The 16351-nt window shown below is 73.5% G+C and carries 18 protein-coding genes and 1 riboswitch; of the genes, 9 read left to right on the top strand and 9 right to left on the bottom strand.

The genetic code is table 11. The features are described 5' to 3' along the window. Window positions 1-79: 79 nt before the first annotated feature. Window positions 80-865: an alpha/beta fold hydrolase gene (locus tag ACGH7X_RS11950; RefSeq protein ID WP_399896961.1), complete on the bottom strand. Its 786-nt coding sequence runs from the start codon at window positions 863-865 to the stop codon at window positions 80-82. 66 nt (window positions 866-931) lie between these two features. Between ACGH7X_RS11950 and ACGH7X_RS11945 the strand changes: the two genes are divergently transcribed. Continuing rightward, window positions 932-1348 (top strand): MarR family winged helix-turn-helix transcriptional regulator, encoded by a 417-nt coding sequence (locus ACGH7X_RS11945; protein ID WP_399884474.1) that lies wholly within the window; start codon window positions 932-934, stop codon window positions 1346-1348. Between the two features lie 74 nt (window positions 1349-1422). Here the strand turns inward: ACGH7X_RS11945 and ACGH7X_RS11940 are convergent, their stop codons facing one another. Beyond that, window positions 1423-2343 carry a LysR family transcriptional regulator gene (locus ACGH7X_RS11940; protein ID WP_399884472.1) on the bottom strand — a complete coding sequence of 307 codons (921 nt, stop codon included), beginning with the start codon at window positions 2341-2343 and terminating at the stop codon, window positions 1423-1425. Window positions 2344-2422: 79 nt separating this feature from the next. Between ACGH7X_RS11940 and ACGH7X_RS11935 the strand changes: the two genes are divergently transcribed. From ACGH7X_RS11935 to ACGH7X_RS11920, 4 genes are all read left to right on the top strand, one after another. Further along, window positions 2423-3361, top strand: coding sequence for an NAD-dependent epimerase/dehydratase family protein (locus ACGH7X_RS11935; RefSeq protein WP_399896958.1), 939 nt, complete (start codon window positions 2423-2425; stop codon window positions 3359-3361). Window positions 3362-3375: 14 nt separating this feature from the next. Then, entirely contained in the window at window positions 3376-4278 is a 903-nt protein-coding gene (locus tag ACGH7X_RS11930) for an aldo/keto reductase (protein WP_399884470.1), read from the top strand. Between the two features lie 122 nt (window positions 4279-4400). Continuing rightward, entirely contained in the window at window positions 4401-4664 is a 264-nt protein-coding gene (locus tag ACGH7X_RS11925; protein ID WP_399884468.1) for a hypothetical protein, read from the top strand. Then, window positions 4661-5047 carry a hypothetical protein gene (locus ACGH7X_RS11920; protein WP_399884466.1) on the top strand — a complete coding sequence of 129 codons (387 nt, stop codon included), beginning with the start codon at window positions 4661-4663 and terminating at the stop codon, window positions 5045-5047. Before ACGH7X_RS11925 ends, ACGH7X_RS11920 begins: the two co-directional genes overlap by 4 nt. Window positions 5048-5149: 102 nt before the next feature. Here the strand turns inward: ACGH7X_RS11920 and ACGH7X_RS11915 are convergent, their stop codons facing one another. The 5 genes from ACGH7X_RS11915 to ACGH7X_RS11895 are packed head-to-tail and all read right to left on the bottom strand — an operon-like array spanning window position 5150 to window position 10808. Beyond that, complete coding sequence (locus ACGH7X_RS11915; protein WP_399884464.1) at window positions 5150-6031, bottom strand: ECF transporter S component; 882 nt, start codon at window positions 6029-6031, stop codon at window positions 5150-5152. Then, window positions 6028-7716, bottom strand: a complete 1689-nt coding sequence (locus ACGH7X_RS11910) for an ABC transporter ATP-binding protein (protein ID WP_399884462.1) — start codon at window positions 7714-7716, stop codon at window positions 6028-6030. Before ACGH7X_RS11910 ends, ACGH7X_RS11915 begins: the two co-directional genes overlap by 4 nt. Beyond that, window positions 7713-8897: an energy-coupling factor transporter transmembrane component T gene (locus ACGH7X_RS11905; protein ID WP_399884460.1), complete on the bottom strand. Its 1185-nt coding sequence runs from the start codon at window positions 8895-8897 to the stop codon at window positions 7713-7715. The genes ACGH7X_RS11910 and ACGH7X_RS11905 overlap by 4 nt, the downstream gene beginning before the upstream one ends. Next, window positions 8884-9540 carry an SCO2322 family protein gene (locus ACGH7X_RS11900; protein WP_399884458.1) on the bottom strand — a complete coding sequence of 219 codons (657 nt, stop codon included), beginning with the start codon at window positions 9538-9540 and terminating at the stop codon, window positions 8884-8886. Before ACGH7X_RS11900 ends, ACGH7X_RS11905 begins: the two co-directional genes overlap by 14 nt. Beyond that, window positions 9537-10808 (bottom strand): prenyltransferase/squalene oxidase repeat-containing protein, encoded by a 1272-nt coding sequence (locus tag ACGH7X_RS11895; RefSeq protein WP_399884457.1) that lies wholly within the window; start codon window positions 10806-10808, stop codon window positions 9537-9539. Before ACGH7X_RS11895 ends, ACGH7X_RS11900 begins: the two co-directional genes overlap by 4 nt. Before the next feature lie 128 nt (window positions 10809-10936). After that, window positions 10937-11026, bottom strand: a riboswitch (cobalamin riboswitch). Window positions 11027-11124: 98 nt separating this feature from the next. On the opposite strand from ACGH7X_RS11895, the gene ACGH7X_RS11890 reads away from it, so the two are divergent. After that, window positions 11125-11796 carry a phosphotransferase gene (locus tag ACGH7X_RS11890; protein ID WP_399884455.1) on the top strand — a complete coding sequence of 224 codons (672 nt, stop codon included), beginning with the start codon at window positions 11125-11127 and terminating at the stop codon, window positions 11794-11796. Between the two features lie 13 nt (window positions 11797-11809). On the opposite strand, the gene ACGH7X_RS11885 is transcribed toward ACGH7X_RS11890, so the two are convergent. Continuing rightward, window positions 11810-12514, bottom strand: coding sequence for a TetR family transcriptional regulator (locus ACGH7X_RS11885; protein WP_399896955.1), 705 nt, complete (start codon window positions 12512-12514; stop codon window positions 11810-11812). A gap of 188 nt (window positions 12515-12702) precedes the next feature. Here ACGH7X_RS11885 and ACGH7X_RS11880 point away from each other — a divergent pair, with 188 nt between their 5' ends. From ACGH7X_RS11880 to ACGH7X_RS11870, 3 genes are read left to right on the top strand one after another with little or no spacing between them, the layout of a single operon-like run. Further along, window positions 12703-14100 (top strand): glycosyltransferase family 4 protein, encoded by a 1398-nt coding sequence (locus ACGH7X_RS11880; protein WP_399884453.1) that lies wholly within the window; start codon window positions 12703-12705, stop codon window positions 14098-14100. Then, window positions 14094-14828 (top strand): methyltransferase domain-containing protein, encoded by a 735-nt coding sequence (locus ACGH7X_RS11875; RefSeq protein WP_399884451.1) that lies wholly within the window; start codon window positions 14094-14096, stop codon window positions 14826-14828. The genes ACGH7X_RS11880 and ACGH7X_RS11875 overlap by 7 nt, the downstream gene beginning before the upstream one ends. Continuing rightward, on the top strand, window positions 14825-15922 hold the full coding sequence (locus tag ACGH7X_RS11870; protein ID WP_399884449.1) for a prenyltransferase/squalene oxidase repeat-containing protein: 1098 nt from the start codon (window positions 14825-14827) through the stop codon (window positions 15920-15922). Before ACGH7X_RS11875 ends, ACGH7X_RS11870 begins: the two co-directional genes overlap by 4 nt. A gap of 49 nt (window positions 15923-15971) precedes the next feature. Here ACGH7X_RS11870 and ACGH7X_RS11865 read toward each other — a convergent pair whose 3' ends face one another. Then, on the bottom strand, window positions 15972-16265 hold the full coding sequence (locus ACGH7X_RS11865) for a hypothetical protein (protein WP_399884447.1): 294 nt from the start codon (window positions 16263-16265) through the stop codon (window positions 15972-15974). Window positions 16266-16351 lie beyond the last annotated feature (86 nt).

Raw genomic sequence — 16351 nt, 5'->3', positions numbered from 1 at the left:
TCCGTTCGGCGTCATCGGGGTGCACGGCAGGGACACGTGCGAAGACGATAAATCGAACAGAAACGTTGACCTGGACCGGTCAGATCCTGAGCTCTGCGAGGAAGGGGTCGATCGCCGCCCAGGTCGCGTCCGGAGCTTCGAGGTGAGGGAGGTGTCCGGCTTCCGGGACCTCGACGAACCGCGCGCCGGGTATCGCGCGTGCGACGGCCCGTCCATGGGCCGGCGTGACGATGCGGTCGCTCTCGCCCCACACCACGAGTGCCGGGACGTCCACCGCGCCGAGCCGGCCGAGCAACGTCGGATCGCTCATGCTCCGGCCCGCGACGGCGGCGATGGCGCGTCCGTTCGCCCGCTGGGTCGCGCGCTGCTCGTCGGTGAGGCCGGCCGGGTCGACGTAACCGCGCTCCGGGTGGTGCCAGGCGGCCTCGGCGAGTCCGCGGGCGTCGAGGGCGAAGAAGTCCGCGACGGGTTCGCCGTCCACCACCGCACCGACGCCGTCGATGACGACCACGGCCCCGATCACGCCTGCGTAGCGGTCGTCGGCCGCCGCGGCCTGGACCGCCATCTCGAGAGCGACCCACCCGCCGATCGAGGACCCGATCAGCACGACGTCGCGCTCTTCCTGCTCGCGCAGGCGCGCGAGGTAGGCGGCCGCGAGCTGGGCGACCGAGGCGATGGAGTCGGGGCGCGCCGTGCCCTCCCAGCCGGGATGCGTGGGCGCGCACGCGTGCATGGTGGCGGCGAGGTGCCCCACGACGGGCGCGACGGTCCGGGGTCCACCGCCGCCGTGCAGCACGAGTGCCGTGCGTGACGCGGGGGAGCCGGCCTGGAGGGCGGGAAGGTCTTCGAGGAGAGAGAGGTTCATGGCGTTGTTCATGGCGCTCCGCTGTGAATCAACATGTTTATATACGAGTGTTGATACGGTACCACCATGACGACCGACCTGGAAGCCCTCGGGCAGGCCATCAAGCGTGCCCAGTACCGCAACCACCGCACGATGGACGCCGCGCTGCGCGAGACCGGGGTCAGCCTCGTCCAGTGGGACGCGCTGCGCGCCATCGAGCGGATGCCCGGAGCCTCCGGGCACGAACTCGCCGTCGCGACGTTCCAGAGCGACCAGGCGTTCGGCACCCTCGCGAACCGGCTCGTGGATCGCGGGCTCATCACCCGGTCCGCAGGCCATGGACGACGCCTCGATCACGCGCTCACCGAGTCGGGGCAGGCGGCACTCGCGGAAGGCCGGCAGCTGGCGACGGGTGTCCTGCGGGACCTCTTCGCACCTCTCGACGAGGCGCAACGAGCGCAACTGCTTCGAGCGCTCCGGGATCTCACCGAGGGCACGCACTGAGCCGTCACCCTGATCGACATGGCCGGCGGCAACAACCTGCAACTCCACGTCTGCCCCGGCACCCCGGACCACCCTCACATCGCGCTGGTCCACCGACCGAGCCGACGGGCCTGGTCCTGGAGGGCCTGTATCAGGGTGCCGGCCTGGGGGTGGTCGCGGCGGTGGATCGTGGCGATGCCGAGGTGCCGGGTCGGAGTCGGCGGTGTGATCGGGACGGTGCGCAGTCCTGGTGTCGGCGGGGTCTGCGCGATGGAGGGGATCAGCGAGATCCCCATGCCCGCGGCGACGAGCGAGCGGGCGAAGAAGTAGTCGGTCGTCGTGCCGCGCACCTGCGGGTCGAACCCGGCGCGTTCGGCGTGGCGGCGCAGGTAGGCCTCGGTCTTCAGGCAGCCGAGTACCCAGGGTTCGGCGGCCAGTTCGGCGAGGGAGAGCGCCTCGCGGCCGGCCAGGGGATGGGCCTCGGGCAGGACGACGTGCAGGGGGTCGTCCATGAGTGCCGTCCACTCCAGGCTGGAGCTCTGGCCCGGCCGGCCGGGCAGCGGGCCGTCGAAGTGGTAGGCGAGGGCGAGGTCCACGGCGCCCTGGCGGACCAGCGGCAGGCTCTCTTCCGGCTCGGCCTCCCTGACGTGGACCACGGTGTCGGGATGGGCCGCGGCGAGGTGGGTGAGCGCGCCGGGCAGGAGGAGTCTGCCGCCGCTGGTGAAGGTGGCGACGGTAAGCCGGGTGCGACCGCTGCCGAGCCGGTCGACCTGCTGTTTGGCGTGTACGAGCTCCGCGGCGACCGACTCCGCGGCCCCGACCATGATCCGGCCGGCCGGGGTGAGCGTGACGCCACGGGTGCTGCGCGCCACGACCTGGGCGCCGAGGCTGCGCTCAAGTGCGGCGACGTGCTGGGACACGGCCGAGGGGGTGAGGTGGAGGGCGGCCGCCGCCCGGTTGAAGCTGCCGTGTTCCGCCACGGCCCGCAGGACCCGCAGCCGCTGCACATCGATCAACAGTTTTCCTTCATACGTATCCAGTAGATGGGCACTTCTGCTGTCGACCGTAGATGCCCAGGATGGGCGCATGCGAAAGATCAGAAAGATCTGCGTGATCGGCGGAAGCCGGTACTTCGGGAAGCTCCTGGTGACGCGCCTTCAGGCCGCCGGTCACCGGGTCACAGTCATCAACCGCGGTTCGGTGCCGCCGCCGCCCGGTGTGGAGCACCTCGTCGTCGACCGCGACGACGAGGCCGCCCTGACCGCCGCGCTCGGCTCCCGCACCTTCGACGTCGTCGTCGACCAGGTCTGCTACACCCCCGTGCAGGCCGCCGTCGCCGCCCGGGTCTTCGGCGGCCGCACCCGGCGCTACGTCATGACCTCCACCATCGAGGTCTACGATCCGGCGACCGCCGCCCTGCCCGCCGTCCCGCACGACACCCTGGTGCCGGAGACGATCGTGGACCCCGCCGCGTGGCTGGTGCGCACCGACCTGCCCTGGCACGACACGGCGTACCTGGAGGCGCACTACGCCGAGGGCAAGCGCCAGGCGGAGGCCGTCTTCGCCCGGCATCACGGGTTCGACTTCGCCTCCGTGCGCAGCGCCCACGTGCTCGGTGGCGGCGCCCAGGAGTTCACCGGCCGACTGGCGCACTACGTCGGTCACATCGTCCGGGGCACGCGGATCCTGGTGCACGCCGAGGCGTTGCCCACGGTCTTCGTCCACTACGAGGAGCTGGCGGACCTGTTGGTGTGGGCGGCCACGGGCACCGACGCCGTGGGCCCGGTCAACGCCTGCTCCGACGGCCCGCTCGACGTCCGCGGCCTGGCCGCCGTGATCGCCGCGCGGACCGGCCGGGAAGCCGTGTTCCACAGCGTCGCCGCGGGCGAGCCGGCCTCCCCGTTCTCCTTCGACCGCCACTACGCCATGAGCAACGCCCGCGCGAAGGCCCTCGGCTTCCGCTTCTCCCACACGACCGACTGGCTTCCCGGTGCCGTCACCGAAGCCCTCGACGCATCCGGCGCCCACGCCTGAGGAACGGACGGACCATGCGATACCGCACGATCGGAAACACCACCGTCAGTGCCGTCGGCCTGGGCGCCATGCCGCTCTCCATCGAGCACCGCCCGGACGAAGAGCGGGCGACGGCCACCATCCACGCCGCCCTGGACGCCGGGGTCACGCTCATCGACACCGCCGACAGCTACCACTGGCACGCCGACGAGAGGGGCCACAACGAACTCCTCGTCGCCCGCGCCCTGGCCTCCTACGGCGGCGACACCTCGCAGATCCTCGTCGCCACCAAGGGCGGCCGCGGACGCCCCGGCGACGGCAGCTGGACCGTCACCGCCGGCCCCGCCCACCTCAAGCGGGCCGCCGAGGACTCCCTGAAGCGCCTGGGCGGCGACGCCATCGGCCTGTACCAGCTGCACAAGCCGGACCCGGCCGTGCCCTGGGCGGATTCAGTGGGCGCGCTGCGCGAGTTGCTCGACGCCGGAACGATCCGTGCCGCCGGGATCTCCAACGTCACCACCGGCCAGATCCACGAGGCGCACGCGATCCTCGGCGACGGGCTCGTCTCCGTACAGAACCAGTACTCGCCCGCCGTGCGCGAAAGCGAGCCCGAGCTGCGGCTGAGCACGCGGCTGGGACTGGCCTTCCTGCCCTGGAGCCCGTTGGGCGGCATCTCCCGCAGCTCCCTCGACGGACCCTCCGGACCCTCCGGACCGGCCGGACCAGCTTCCGCGAGCACCGCCTTCCACCGCATCGCGGCCGAGCACGGCACCAGCCCGCAGCAGATCGCCCTGGCCTGGCTGCTGACCCGCTCCCCGGCGATAATCCCGGTGCCGGGAGCCAGCCGCCCGGCATCGATCCAGGACTCCGCGAAGGCGGCCGAGCTGAAGCTGAGCGAGGCGGAGCGGGCGCAGTTGGACGACGCACTGCCCGGCTGAGCCGACGCACCGGTGCGCCGCGATTCCGGGCTGAAGCGGGGTCGGGAGAACGAGTTCACCGCGGCCTGAGCGTTGTCGGCTCTTCGCGGACCCGAGCGTATACGCAGGCGTATACTCCGGGCATGAGCGATGCGATGATCAGGGTTCAGGCCGAGGTGCGGGACCGGTTGGCAGTGATCGCGGAGGCGCGGGGGACGTCGATCCGGTCCCTGGTGCAGGAGTTCGCGGAGTCGACGCTGACAGAGGAGGAGCGTCGGGAGCGGGCCGAGCGGGCGCGCGCCTATCTCGCCGACAACTTCGGAGTCGAGGTGGGTGACGAGGAGAGCGCGGTGATGGGACGCAGGCTCCGGGAGGCGTTCGCCCGGCAGCAGGGTGAGCCCGCGTGATCCTGCACCACCTGGTCCTCGACACGCCCACGCTCGTGGCGCTGTCGGGCAATCGGCAGGTGTCCGCCCTGATCCACCGGGCCCACTTCGAGACGGAGACCCGTTTGTGGGTGCCGACCCTGTCCGTTCTGGAGGCGGAGAACGAACTTCTCGGCATCGCCGAGCACGTCGGACAGCTGGACGTGGTGCACACCGTTGACCTCGATTACCCCGCAATGCTCGCGGTTGCACGGATGAGTCGCGACGGTGTGCCGTCGGGAATCGGCGCGGCCGTCCACGCGGCTCGTCATCTGCCCGAGTGGGGTGCAGACGCGCTGATCGCCACGGTGGATCCGAAGGCGTACGAGGGGCGCGGTCTTCCGGTGCTGGACCTGAACCGTTGACGCCAGGAACACCACCGCCCGGACACGCGAAGGCGGTGGCCCGGGGGATCAGGGGTCGCCGCCGTCCGTCGGCTACGAAGGCCGCTTCGTAGGTGAACCCCGTCACCTGGGGCGGCTCACCTCGTCGGCCTTCTCGAACGTGACCGGGGCCTCGAAGGCCGCTCTGCGGGTCGCGCGGCGGAGGGCCTTGAGGACGGGGGTGCCGAGTGCGAGGGTCAGGACGACCGTCATGGCGGCGCGGCCTCCGTCCCAGCCGAGGGACGTGGCCAGGCAGTAGGCCGCGAAGCGGGCCAGGTTGGCGGGGATCGACGCGTCCGGGTCGAAGGCGATGTTCGAGGCGAGCGTGTTCATGAAGGTCCAGCCCGCGAGGTTCATGACCGTGCCGTAGGCGAAGGCGGCCAGGAAGCCGTAGGCGGCCAGCATGAGCAACTCCGCGCGGCCGCGCAGGCGGTCGGGGCCCGGCAGCAGGCCCGCGCCCATCGTGAACCAGCCCATCGCCAGCATCTGGAACGGCATCCACGGCCCCACCCCGCCCGTGAGCAGCGCGGACGCGAACATCGTGATGGAGCCGAGGACGAAGCCGAAGCCGGGGCCCAGGACCCGGCCGCTGAGGACCATGAGGAAGAACATCGGCTCCAGGCCGGCCGTCCCCGCGCCGATGGGCCGCAGGGCCGCGCCCGCCGCCGCCAGCACGCCGAGCATCGCCACCGCCTTCGGCCCCAGGCCCGACTCCGAGATCGTCGCCGCCACCACGGCCACCAGCAGCACCAGCACGCCCGCGAACAGCCACGGCGCGTCCTGCGCGTGCGCGTTCAGCGAGGCGTCCGGCGGGGCCAGGAAGGGCCAGCCGAAACCCGCCACGCCCACGGCGCTGACCAGCACGAGGGCGGCGACCGAGCGGGGACCGAGGCGGACCGCGCGGACCTGGCGGTCGCGGGGAGCGACAGCGGCAGCGGGAGCGGGAGTGACGCGGCTTCCGGTCATGACAGGGCCTCCTTCACCTGCGCCACCGTCAGCCATTTCCTCGGCGCCAGTACCTTGGCGACCTGCGGGGCGAAGGACGGGGAGGCCACCACCACGTCCGCCGCCGGACCGTCGGCGATCACCTCGCCCTCGGCGAGCAGTACGACCCGGTGGGCCAGTTCGGCGGTCAGTTCCACGTCGTGCGTGGCCAGCACGATCGCGTGGCCCGCCGCCGCCAGCTCGCGCAGGACGCGGGCCAGCCGGGCCTTCGCCGCGTAGTCCAGGCCGCGCGTCGGCTCGTCCAGGAGGAGAAGCGGAGGACGGGCCGTCAGGACGACGGACAGGGCGAGAGTCAGGCGCTGGCCCTCCGAGAGGTCCCGGGGATGCGTGTCGTCCGCGATGCCGGGGAGCAGCTCAGTCAGCACCGCGCGGCAGGTGCCGGGCGGCGCGTCCGCGTCCCGGTCGGCGGCCGCGCACTCGGCGGCGACCGTGTCGGCGTACAGCAGGTCGCGCGGCTCCTGCGGGACCAGTCCGACGCGGCGTACGAGGTCACGGGGGGCGGTGCGGTGCGGCACGGCGTCACCGGCGCGCACGGAACCGGCGGACGGTTCGACCAGGCCCACGAGCGCGGAGAGGAGGGTCGACTTCCCGGCACCGTTGCGGCCCATCAGGGCGACCGTCTCGCCGGGGGACACGGTCAGGTCGACGTGGCGCAGGGCCTGGACGCGGTCGCGGCGGACGGCGAGCGAACGGACCTCGGCGGCGTACGGGGAGGGGGCGGCGCCCGGCTCCGCGGCCCGAGTACGGAACCGCCAACGGCGGGCGGCGGGCCGCAGCGGCGGCGGCGTCGGCAGCGTGGACGCCGGCGGTGTGCGGTCCGGGATCTCCCGGTCGGCCAGCCGCTCCCGCAGCGGGGCGGCGCGGCGTCGGGCGTCGCGGACCGTCAGCGGCAGCGGGGACCAGCCCGCCAGCCTGCCCAGGCCCACCACTGGCGGATACACCGGGGACACGGCCATCACGTCCGCCGGGAGACCGAGGAGCGGGGGCGCGCCCGGGGCCGGGAGCAGGACGACCTGGTCGGCGTACTGGACGACGCGCTCCAGACGGTGCTCGGCCATCAGGACCGTGGTGCCGAGGTCGTGGACGAGACGCTGGAGGACGGCCAGGACCTCCTCGGCGGCGGCGGGGTCCAGGGCCGAGGTCGGCTCGTCCAGGACCAGTACGTCGGGGTGCGGGGTGAGGACCGAGCCGATGGCGACCCGCTGCTGCTGACCGCCGGACAGCGTCGCGATGGGACGGGACCGGAGGTCGGCCAGGCCGAGCAGGTCGAGGGTCTCCTCGACGCGGCGGCGCATCACGTCCGGGGCCAGGCCCAGGGACTCCATGCCGTACGCGAGTTCGTCCTCCACGGTGTCCGTCACGAAGTGGGAGAGCGGGTCCTGGCCGACGGTGCCGACCACGTCGGCGAGTTCGCGCGGCTTGTGGGTGCGGGTGTCGCGGCCGGCCACGGTGACCCTGCCGCTCAGCGTGCCGCCGGTGAAGTGCGGGACCAGGCCGCCGACCGCGCCGAGGACGGTGGACTTGCCGACCCCCGACGGGCCGGCGAGCAGGACGAGTTCGCCCTCCGGGACCTCGAAGTCCACGCCTCGGACCGTGGGTTCGGCGGCGCCGTCGTACGTGACCGACACGTTCTCGAAGCGGATCACGACGGCTCCTTCACAGCGGTCTCGGGTGCGGGGGTGACGAACGCCGGGAGCAGGCCGACGAGTACGGCCGCCGCCGGCCACAGCGGCAGCGACGGCGCGACCAGCGGGACCACGCCCGGGTGCAGCGCCGCCGGGTCGCGGGCGGCGGCCAGGAACAGCAGCGCCGCGACCGCCGCGCCGGACGCGGTGACCAGCCAGGCGCGGCCGTCCCAGCGGTCCGGGCGGTAACGGGTGCGGACCGTCCGGCGGCCGCCGAGCCACAGGCCCGCGAGCGCGGCGGCGACACCGGCGACGAGGACGGGGACGCCGTACGTGCCGCCCGCGGCCGTCAGCAGCCCGTACGTCCCCGCGCAGACGCCGAGCAGGCCGCCCAGGGTGAGGGCGGCGGTGGTACGGCGTACTCGGGCCGGGACTTGGGCGGTACGGCCGTAGCCGCGGGCGTCCATCGCGGCGGCGAGGGCGACGGAGCGTTCCAGGGCGCCCTCCAGCACCGGGAGCCCGACCTGGAGCAGGCCGCGCAGGCCCCTGTCCGGGCGGCCCCGCAGGCGGCGGGCGGCGCGCAGGCGCTGGACGTCGGCGATGAGGTTCGGGGCGAAGGTGAGGGCGACGACGACGGCCACGCCCATCTCGTACAGGGCGCCGGGGAGGGACTTGAGGAGGCGGGAGGGGTTGGCGAGGGCGTTCGCGGCGCCGACGCAGATGAGGAGGGTGGCCAGCTTCATCGCGTCGTACAGCGCGAAGGTGAGGCCCTCGGCGGTGACCCGGCCGCCGAGGCGGATGCCCTGCGCCCAGTCGGGGAGGGGGACTTCGGGGAGGGTGAGGAGGGTGTGGGTGCCGGGGATGGGAGAGCCGAGGACCGTGGTGAAGAGGAGGCGGATGACGAGGACGGCCAGGGCGAGTTTGACGAAGGCGCCGTAGGAGCGGGACCAGGGGGCGTGGGGGCGGCGGGTGACCACGACGTAGGCGGAGACCGCTATGAGGAGGGCGAGGAGGAGGGGGTTGGTGGTGCGGGTGGCGGCGGTGCCGAGGGCCAGCGCCCAGAGCCACCAGGCGCCGGGGTGTACGGTCTCGCGGCGCCGGCGGGGGGTGGGGGCGCCGGCCCGCGCCGGCGGGGTGCCGCCGCTCGGTGGGACGGGCGCCGCCCCGGCGGCACGACTGCCCGCGGGCTCAGTTGGGGGCATTTCTGCGCCGCCTTGCCTGCCAGGCTCCTGCCGCACCCAGGGCGGCGACGACGGCGATGCCCGCGTAGAGGCCGACCGACGGGCCGTCGTCGTCCTGTGCGGACTTCTGGTCCGGGGCGGCGGAGGCCGTCGGGTCGGCCTTTTGTGACACCTGCTCCCCGCACCCCGTCTTCGGATAGCCCGCGATCGCGCACAGCAGGGCGTTGGTGTTGTAGCGCAGGGGGTCCGCGACGGCGGCCAGGGCGTCGGCCGTCGTCGCGTCGGGGGAGACCTGGGCGCAGGCCGTGCGCGGGGCCGGCGGGGTCTCGCCGGAGGGGGCGTCGGAGGCCGTACCGAAGTCGAGGACCAGGGCCACCCGCTTGCTGCCGTCCTTAGGCGGCGTCCTCGCGCAGATCGAGTCGAAGTCCGCACCGCCGCCGCGCGGCTGGGCCGCGTCGCCCGAGTCCTCGCTCACCGCGAAGCGGAAGCCCTGCACGTCGCCGTCGGAGGGGCGGACCAGGGAGGGGCCCTGGGTGGCGTAGACCCAGTGGTCGCCGTCGCGGTCCCAGAAGGACCAGTAGCGGTAACCGGCGGCCTGCGCCTGGCCCGCGCTCCCGATCAGCAGGAACGCGGCCAGGAAGAGGAGGGCGACGCGGCGGGTCACGGCTGCTGCCTCTTGTTGCGGTTGCTGAGCAGGAAACCGATGCCGATGCCGAAGACCAGGCAGACGCCGACGAACCACCAGACGCCGAAGGGGGAGTCGTCCTTCTTCTCGTCCTCGTCCGCGGCCTTGTCGCCGGCGGTCGCGGTGTCGCTCGCCGTCACTCCCCGCGGTGCGGGACCCGTGGCGTTCAGCGACTCGACCAGGTCCGTGCCGCCGAAGTCGCGCGGGTCGGTGCCCGTGGCGTGGGCGGCGAAGATCAGCTGGGCGTAGGCGGCGGGGCCGCTCTCCTCGGCCCACTTCGCGGCGTTCTTCTCCAGCCAGGCCAGCGGCTTCGCCGCCCGGTCCGCGCCGCCCCGTGCGGCGAGGGCGACGACGGCGTCGGCGGTGTTGCCGTAGTCGGGCTGGTCGGCGGAGCCGCCGAGGGCGGACTTGAGGTGGCCGTCCTCGGCGAGGGCGGCGGTGAGGTACGCGGCGCCGTTGGCGGCGGCCTGCTCGCGGGTCGGCTTCTTCGCGTCGGCGCAGGTGGCGGCGTCGGCCTTCTTCCCCGCCTCGGCGACCAGGTCCTTGCCGAGCACGCCGAGGACACCTGCGGCGGTGGCGTCCGCGTTGGCGAGCAGCTTGCCGTCCTTGTCGGGCTGGAAGGCGAAGGCGCCCTCGCCCTCGTCCTCGGCACAGGGCAGGGCGAACGTCAGCAGGGCGTCGTACGGGGACTTGCCGTCCTTGACGACCTGCTCGGGGTCGGTCTCGGTGGCGGTCAGCGCGCCGATGACGACGGAGGTGGAGTTGGCGTCGCTGGGGCCGCCGGGGCTGTAGCCCCAGCCGCCGTCCTTGTTCTGCACGGACTTCAGCCAGCCGAGGGCGTCCTCGAGGACCTCGCCGTGCCCGCCGACGGCCCACAGCGCCTGGACGGCGGCGGCCGTGCTGTTGGTGTCGACCATGGTCTTGGCGTCGCAGGCCTTGGCCGGGTCGGCGCGGAAGGGGGCGAAGGCGCCGTTGTCGCACTGCTGGTCCGTGAGCCACTCCACGGCCTTCGACGACGGGATCACGCCCGCCGTCTTCTGGGCGAGCAGGGCGAGGGACTGGCGCCAGACGCCGTCGTACTGGGGATCGGTGGTGCCGAACAGCCCGGAAGACGAGGGCGCCGAGGACGGCGCGGACGGTGCGGAGGCGGACGGCGACGGATCGGCGGCGACCGCGGGCGCGGCGGCGGCGCCGATCACGGCTATGGCGGCCAGAGCCGCGGCGCTGCTGCGACGGCGGACGTTCATGATCGGCGGGTGCCTTTCCCTGTGCGGGGCCGGGCAGCACGGGGCACCCCCGGCGGCTCGGCCCCGTATGCCTCGACGGTGCCCGTGCGCCGGCGGCGCCGGGCACGTGAGCCGGTCACATCCGTGCGGGGCAGTCCGGCTCACCGTCGCGAAGCCTCGAAGGGCTCGGCGGGCGGCTCACGGTTGCGGGTCAGCGCCGGAATTGCACCGGCTTCCCCCCGTACGGGTGATGACGACGCCGCCACTTTACCCGCCCCCCGGGTCCGGGCCGAGGGGTGGCCGGACGGCAGGGGCGGCCGGGGGATACGTTCCGGGCATGCGGACGGGGAGACTGATCGGGACGGGGCGTACGGCCGACGTGTACGAGGCCGACGCGGGGTGGGTGCTGCGGCGCGACCGGGAGGGCTTCGGGGACGCCGCGGCCGAGGCCGCGGTGATGGAGCACGTACGGGCGCACGGCTATCCGGTGCCCCGGGTGCGGCCCGGCGGGCCCGGGGGACCGCGTACGGACCTGGTCATGGAGCGGCTGTCCGGGCCGACGATGCTGCGGGCGTGGGAGGACGGCGCGCTGACGCCGGACGAGGCGGGCGCCGTGCTCGCCCGGCTGCTGCGGCAGCTGCACGAGGTGCCCGCGTTCCGGTCCGCCGACCCGGGTGTGCGCGTCCTCCACCTGGACCTGCACCCGGACAACGTGATCCTCACGGCCGACGGGCCCCGGGTCATCGACTGGTCCAACGCCGAGGAGGGCGACCCCGGCCTCGACTGGGGCACGTCCGCGGTGATCCTCGCCCAGGTGGCGGCCGGTGACGGGGCGATGGCCGGGCCCGCCGCGGTCATGCTGGCCGCGCTGCTGGCCGACCCGTCCGCCCTCACGCCGGACGGGCTCGCCCAGGCGCTGCGGCGACGGGCGGCCAACCCGACCATGAGCCGCGACGAGGTGGAGCTGCTGCCCGCCGCAGCGGAGCTGATCCGCTCCCACCTGGGCTGAACACGGGCCGCCCTCAGAGGTGCGCCGCGTCCCCTCCCGCGACCGCCCCGGGTTCCGTCACGTCGACCGTGCCGGCGTCCGTCAGGTCGATGAGCCGGCACACCGTCTCGATGTCCACCCGCACCTGGGCGAGGGACGTGCGGCCGGCGAGCCAGGTGATCAGGGTCGAGAGCCAGGTGTGCTCGATCACCCGGACGGCCGACAGCTGCTCGGGCGTCGGGTTCTCCAGGCCGCCGACGGCGTCCAGGATGATCGCCGTGGTCTGCCGGGAGACCTGGTCGACCTCGGCGGAGACGCCGCGGTCGGCGAAGGTCAGGGCACGGGCCATCGCCTCGGCCAGCCGGGGCTCGCGCTGGAGCGCGCCGAAGGCCCGCATCAGGGTCTGCGCCACCCGGTCCGCGGCCGTCGCACCGGTGGGCGGGCTCTTGCGCAGGGTGCCGTGCAGCCGCTCCAGCTGGTCGTGCATGGTCGCGACCAGCAGATGCACCTTGGACGGGAAGTAGCGGTACAGCGTGCCGAGGGCGACCTGCGAGGACTCCGCGACCTCCCGCATCTGCACCGCCTCGAAGCCGCCCCGGCAGGCCAGCCGGGCGGTCGCGTGCAGGATGCGGCGGCGGCGCTCCCGCTGCCGCTCGGTGAGGGGCGGGGCGGCGGAGCGGGGCGCGGAACCGGCCGCTTCCGCTTCCGCTTCTGCTTTTGCCCTGTCCCCGTTGGCCACCTTGGTCACCTTCTCCCCCTCACCCGGCCCGGCGGCGTGTCGCGCCGTGGCGTGAATCACCTGATCCACTCGTCACAGCTTCCCTACCTGCCGGTAGATTCGGAGCCTCTGACGATCAAGTCTGAAACTTGTTCTAGATTAACGTCCCGACGTAGTGTCACGGGAGCGCAGTGAGAAGGGGGCCCAGAGTGACCGCCGAGGCCAGTCAGACGGGTCCCCGTCCGGAGCCCGCCGCCGACGGCTTGCGACCGCTCCGCATCGCACTCCTCACGTACAAGGGAAACCCGTTCTGCGGCGGCCAGGGCGTCTACGTCCGCCACCTCTCGCGCGAACTGGCCCGCCTCGGCCACCGGGTCGAGGTCATCGGCGCCCAGCCCTACCCCGTGCTCGACGAGGGCCCCCTCGTCGGGAACCGGCTGTCCCTCACCGAGCTGCCCAGCCTCGACCTCTACCGCCAGCCCGACCCCTTCCGCACCCCGAAGCGCGACGAGTACCGCGACTGGATCGACGCGCTCGAGGTCGGCACGATGTGGACCGGCGGCTTCCCGGAGCCCCTGACGTTCTCGCTGCGCGCCCGCCGCCATCTGCGCGCCCGCCGCGGCGACTTCGACGTCGTCCACGACAACCAGACCCTCGGCTACGGCCTGCTGGGCGACGTGGGCGCACCCCTCGTCACCACCATCCACCACCCCATCACCGTCGACCGGCAACTCGAGCTGGACGCCGCCGAAGGCCGCAAGCGCCGCTACTCGGTACGCCGTTGGTACGCCTTCACCCGGATGCAGAAGCGCGTCGCGCGCCGCCTGCCCTCCGTGCTCACCGTCTCCGGCACCTCCCGCCAGGAGATCGTCGACCACCTCGGCGTCCGGGACGACCGCATCCACGTCGTCCACATCGGCGCCGACACCGACCTGTTCTCGCCCGACCCGTCGGTGCCGCGGGTGCCGGGCCGGATCGTGACGACGTCCAGCGCCGACGTGCCGCTCAAGGGCCTGGTCTTCCTCGTCGAGGCACTGGCCAAGGCGCGCACCGAGCACCCCAGGGCCCACCTCGTCGTCGTCGGCAAGCGGCCCGCGGAGGGACCCGTCGCGCAGGCGATCGAGCGGTACGGCCTCGAGGACGCCGTCGAGTTCGTCAAGGGCATCTCGGACGCCGAACTGGTCGGCCTCGTGCGGTCGGCGGAGGTCGCGTGCGTGCCGTCGCTGTACGAGGGGTTCTCGCTGCCCGCCGCCGAGGCCATGGCGACCGGCACCGCGCTGCTCGCCACCACCGGCGGGGCCGTCCCGGAGGTGGCCGGACCCGACGGGGAGACCTGCCTCGCGGTCCCGCCCGGCGACGCGGACGCGCTGGCCGCCGGACTGAACCGGCTGCTCGGCGACCGCGAACTGCGGGCCAGGCTCGGCGCGGCCGGACGCGAACGCGTGCTGCGGCACTTCACCTGGGCCCGCGCCGCCGAGGGCACGGTCGCCCGCTACCGGGAGGCCATCGGCCCCTCCGACCCGGCCACTTCGAGGACTGCGACCGCGACTCCACCCCCGACCACCAGTGACACCGGCGTCTATCCCGAAAGCAGGGCCACGTGCTGACCGTCGACTTCTCCCGGTTCCCGCTCGCCCCGGGAGACCGCGTCCTGGACCTCGGCTGCGGCGCCGGACGGCACGCGTTCGAGTGCTACCGGCGCGGCGCCCGGGTCGTCGCGCTGGACCAGAACGGCGAGGAGATCCGCGAGGTCGCCAAGTGGTTCGCGGCGATGAAGGAGGCCGGCGAGGCCCCGGCCGGCGCCACCGCCACCGCGATGGAGGGCGACGCGCTCGCCCTGCCCTTCCCGGACGAGTGCTTCGACGTCGTCATCATCTCCGAGGTGATGGAGCACATCCCCGACGACAAGGGCGTCCTGGCCGAGATGGTCCGCGTCCTCAAGCCCGGCGGGCGCATCGCGGTCACCGTGCCGCGCTACGGCCCCGAGAAGGTCTGCTGGACGCTGTCCGACGCCTACCACGAGGTCGAGGGCGGCCACATCCGCATCTACCGGGCCGAGCAGCTCCTCGCCCGGATCCGCGAGGCGGGCCTCAAGCCGTACGGCACCCACCACGCGCACGCGCTGCACTCGCCGTACTGGTGGCTCAAGTGCGCGTTCGGCGTCGACAACGACAAGGCGCTGCCGGTGCGGGCGTACCACAAGCTACTGGTGTGGGACATCATGAAGAAGCCGCTGGCGACGAGGGTCGCCGAGCAGGCACTGAACCCGCTGATCGGCAAGAGCTTCGTCGCCTACGCGACCAAGCCGCACCTGCCGCCGGTGGACGCCGCGTGACCTCGCCCCGCACCTCCGGCACTCCCGGCACGCCCCGCACCGAACACCTCGTCCTGCCCGGAGTGCTCACCGAGGAGCAGGCCGCCGCGACCGTCCGCGGCATCCTCGCGGTGCAGCGCGAGGACGGTGCGATCCCGTGGTTCCGCGGCCACCACCTCGACCCGTGGGACCACGTCGAGGCGGCGATGGCCCTGGACGCGGCCGACGAGCACGAGGCCGCCGAGCGGGCCTACGAGTGGCTGGCCGGGCACCAGAACGAGGACGGCTCCTGGTACGCCGCCTACGCCGACGGGGACTTCGCCGACGTCACCGACCGCGGCCGGGAGACCAACTTCGTCGCCTACGTCGCGGTCGGCGTCTGGCACCACCACCTCGCCACCGGCGACGACACGTTCCTGGACCGGATGTGGCCCGTCGTCCACGCGGCGATCGAGTTCGTGCTGCGCCTCCAGCAGCCCGGCGGGCAGATCGGCTGGCGCCGCGACGACGACGGCACGGACACCGCGGACGCGCTGCTCACCGGCAGCTCCTCCGTCCACCACGCGCTGCGCTGCGCGCTCGCCATCGCGGAGCAGCGCGAAGAGCCGCAGCCCGACTGGGAGTTGGCGGCGGGCGCGCTGCGGCACGCCATCCGCCGCCACCCGGAGCGGTTCCTCGACAAGGGCCGCTACTCGATGGACTGGTACTACCCGGTGCTGGGCGGCGCGCTGACCGGCACGGAGGCCAGGTCCCGCATCGCGGAGAGCTGGGACCGCTTCGTCGTCCCGGACCTCGGCGTACGCTGCGTCGTCCCCAACCCGTGGGTGACGGGCGGCGAGTCGGCCGAACTCGCGCTCGCCCTGTGGGCGGTGGGCGAGTCCGACCACGCCCTGGCCGTCCTCCAGTCCATCCAGCACCTGCGGGATCCGGACAGCGGCCTGTACTGGACGGGCTACGTCTTCGAGGACGACGCCATATGGCCGCGGGAGCTCACCACCTGGACGGCAGGGTCCCTGCTGCTCGCCGTCGCGGCACTCGGCGGCCACGAGGCGACCTGCCGGGTCTTCGCCGGTGACCGGCTGCCGAGCGGGCTCGACCCGGACTGCTGCGTCTGACCGCGGGGTCGCAGGGCCGCCGGGCCGCCGGGCGGGGCCCGGCGCCGGATCAGTGCCGGTGCAGGCGGTTGGCGATGGCGTGGCCGATGAAGAGGTAGACGACCGCGGCCAGACCGTAGCCGGCGACGACCCGGGCCCAGGCCTCGTCGAACGTGAACAGGTCGTGCGACCAGCCGGCCAGCCAGTCGGCCGCGTCATGGACGAATTGCACCAGGTCGTTGGCCCGGTTGGCGTCCAACAGGTACATCAGGATCCACAGTCCGAGGATGAAGGCCATGATGTCCGCGATCACCGCGACGGCCGTTCCGGCGGAGTTGGACCCACTGCGCGTTCGAGGGGACATGCCTTCCGTCTGGCCCCGGATGCCTGTTTGAAACCAACGACGACGGCCCCCCGCCCGGAAGTACCGGTGGGCGAGGGGCCGTTGCC

Source organism: Streptomyces sp. BBFR51, from assembly GCF_044591655.1.
Lineage (GTDB): Bacteria > Actinomycetota > Actinomycetes > Streptomycetales > Streptomycetaceae > Streptomyces.
Note: the sequence above shows the minus strand (reverse complement) of the source record. Positions and strands in the feature narration are given on the sequence as shown.

Coding starts and splice junctions, on each gene's coding strand:
- ACGH7X_RS11895 (WP_399884457.1), bottom strand. CDS start 10,808: ATGAACGTCCGCCGTCGCAGCAGCGCCGCGGCTCTGGCCGCCATAGCC.
- ACGH7X_RS11865 (WP_399884447.1), bottom strand. CDS start 16,265: ATGTCCCCTCGAACGCGCAGTGGGTCCAACTCCGCCGGAACGGCCGTC.
- ACGH7X_RS11915 (WP_399884464.1), bottom strand. CDS start 6,031: ATGACCGGAAGCCGCGTCACTCCCGCTCCCGCTGCCGCTGTCGCTCCC.
- ACGH7X_RS11950 (WP_399896961.1), bottom strand. CDS start 865: ATGAACCTCTCTCTCCTCGAAGACCTTCCCGCCCTCCAGGCCGGCTCC.
- ACGH7X_RS11905 (WP_399884460.1), bottom strand. CDS start 8,897: ATGCCCCCAACTGAGCCCGCGGGCAGTCGTGCCGCCGGGGCGGCGCCC.
- ACGH7X_RS11925 (WP_399884468.1), top strand. CDS start 4,401: ATGAGCGATGCGATGATCAGGGTTCAGGCCGAGGTGCGGGACCGGTTG.
- ACGH7X_RS11945 (WP_399884474.1), top strand. CDS start 932: ATGACGACCGACCTGGAAGCCCTCGGGCAGGCCATCAAGCGTGCCCAG.
- ACGH7X_RS11890 (WP_399884455.1), top strand. CDS start 11,125: ATGCGGACGGGGAGACTGATCGGGACGGGGCGTACGGCCGACGTGTAC.
- ACGH7X_RS11930 (WP_399884470.1), top strand. CDS start 3,376: ATGCGATACCGCACGATCGGAAACACCACCGTCAGTGCCGTCGGCCTG.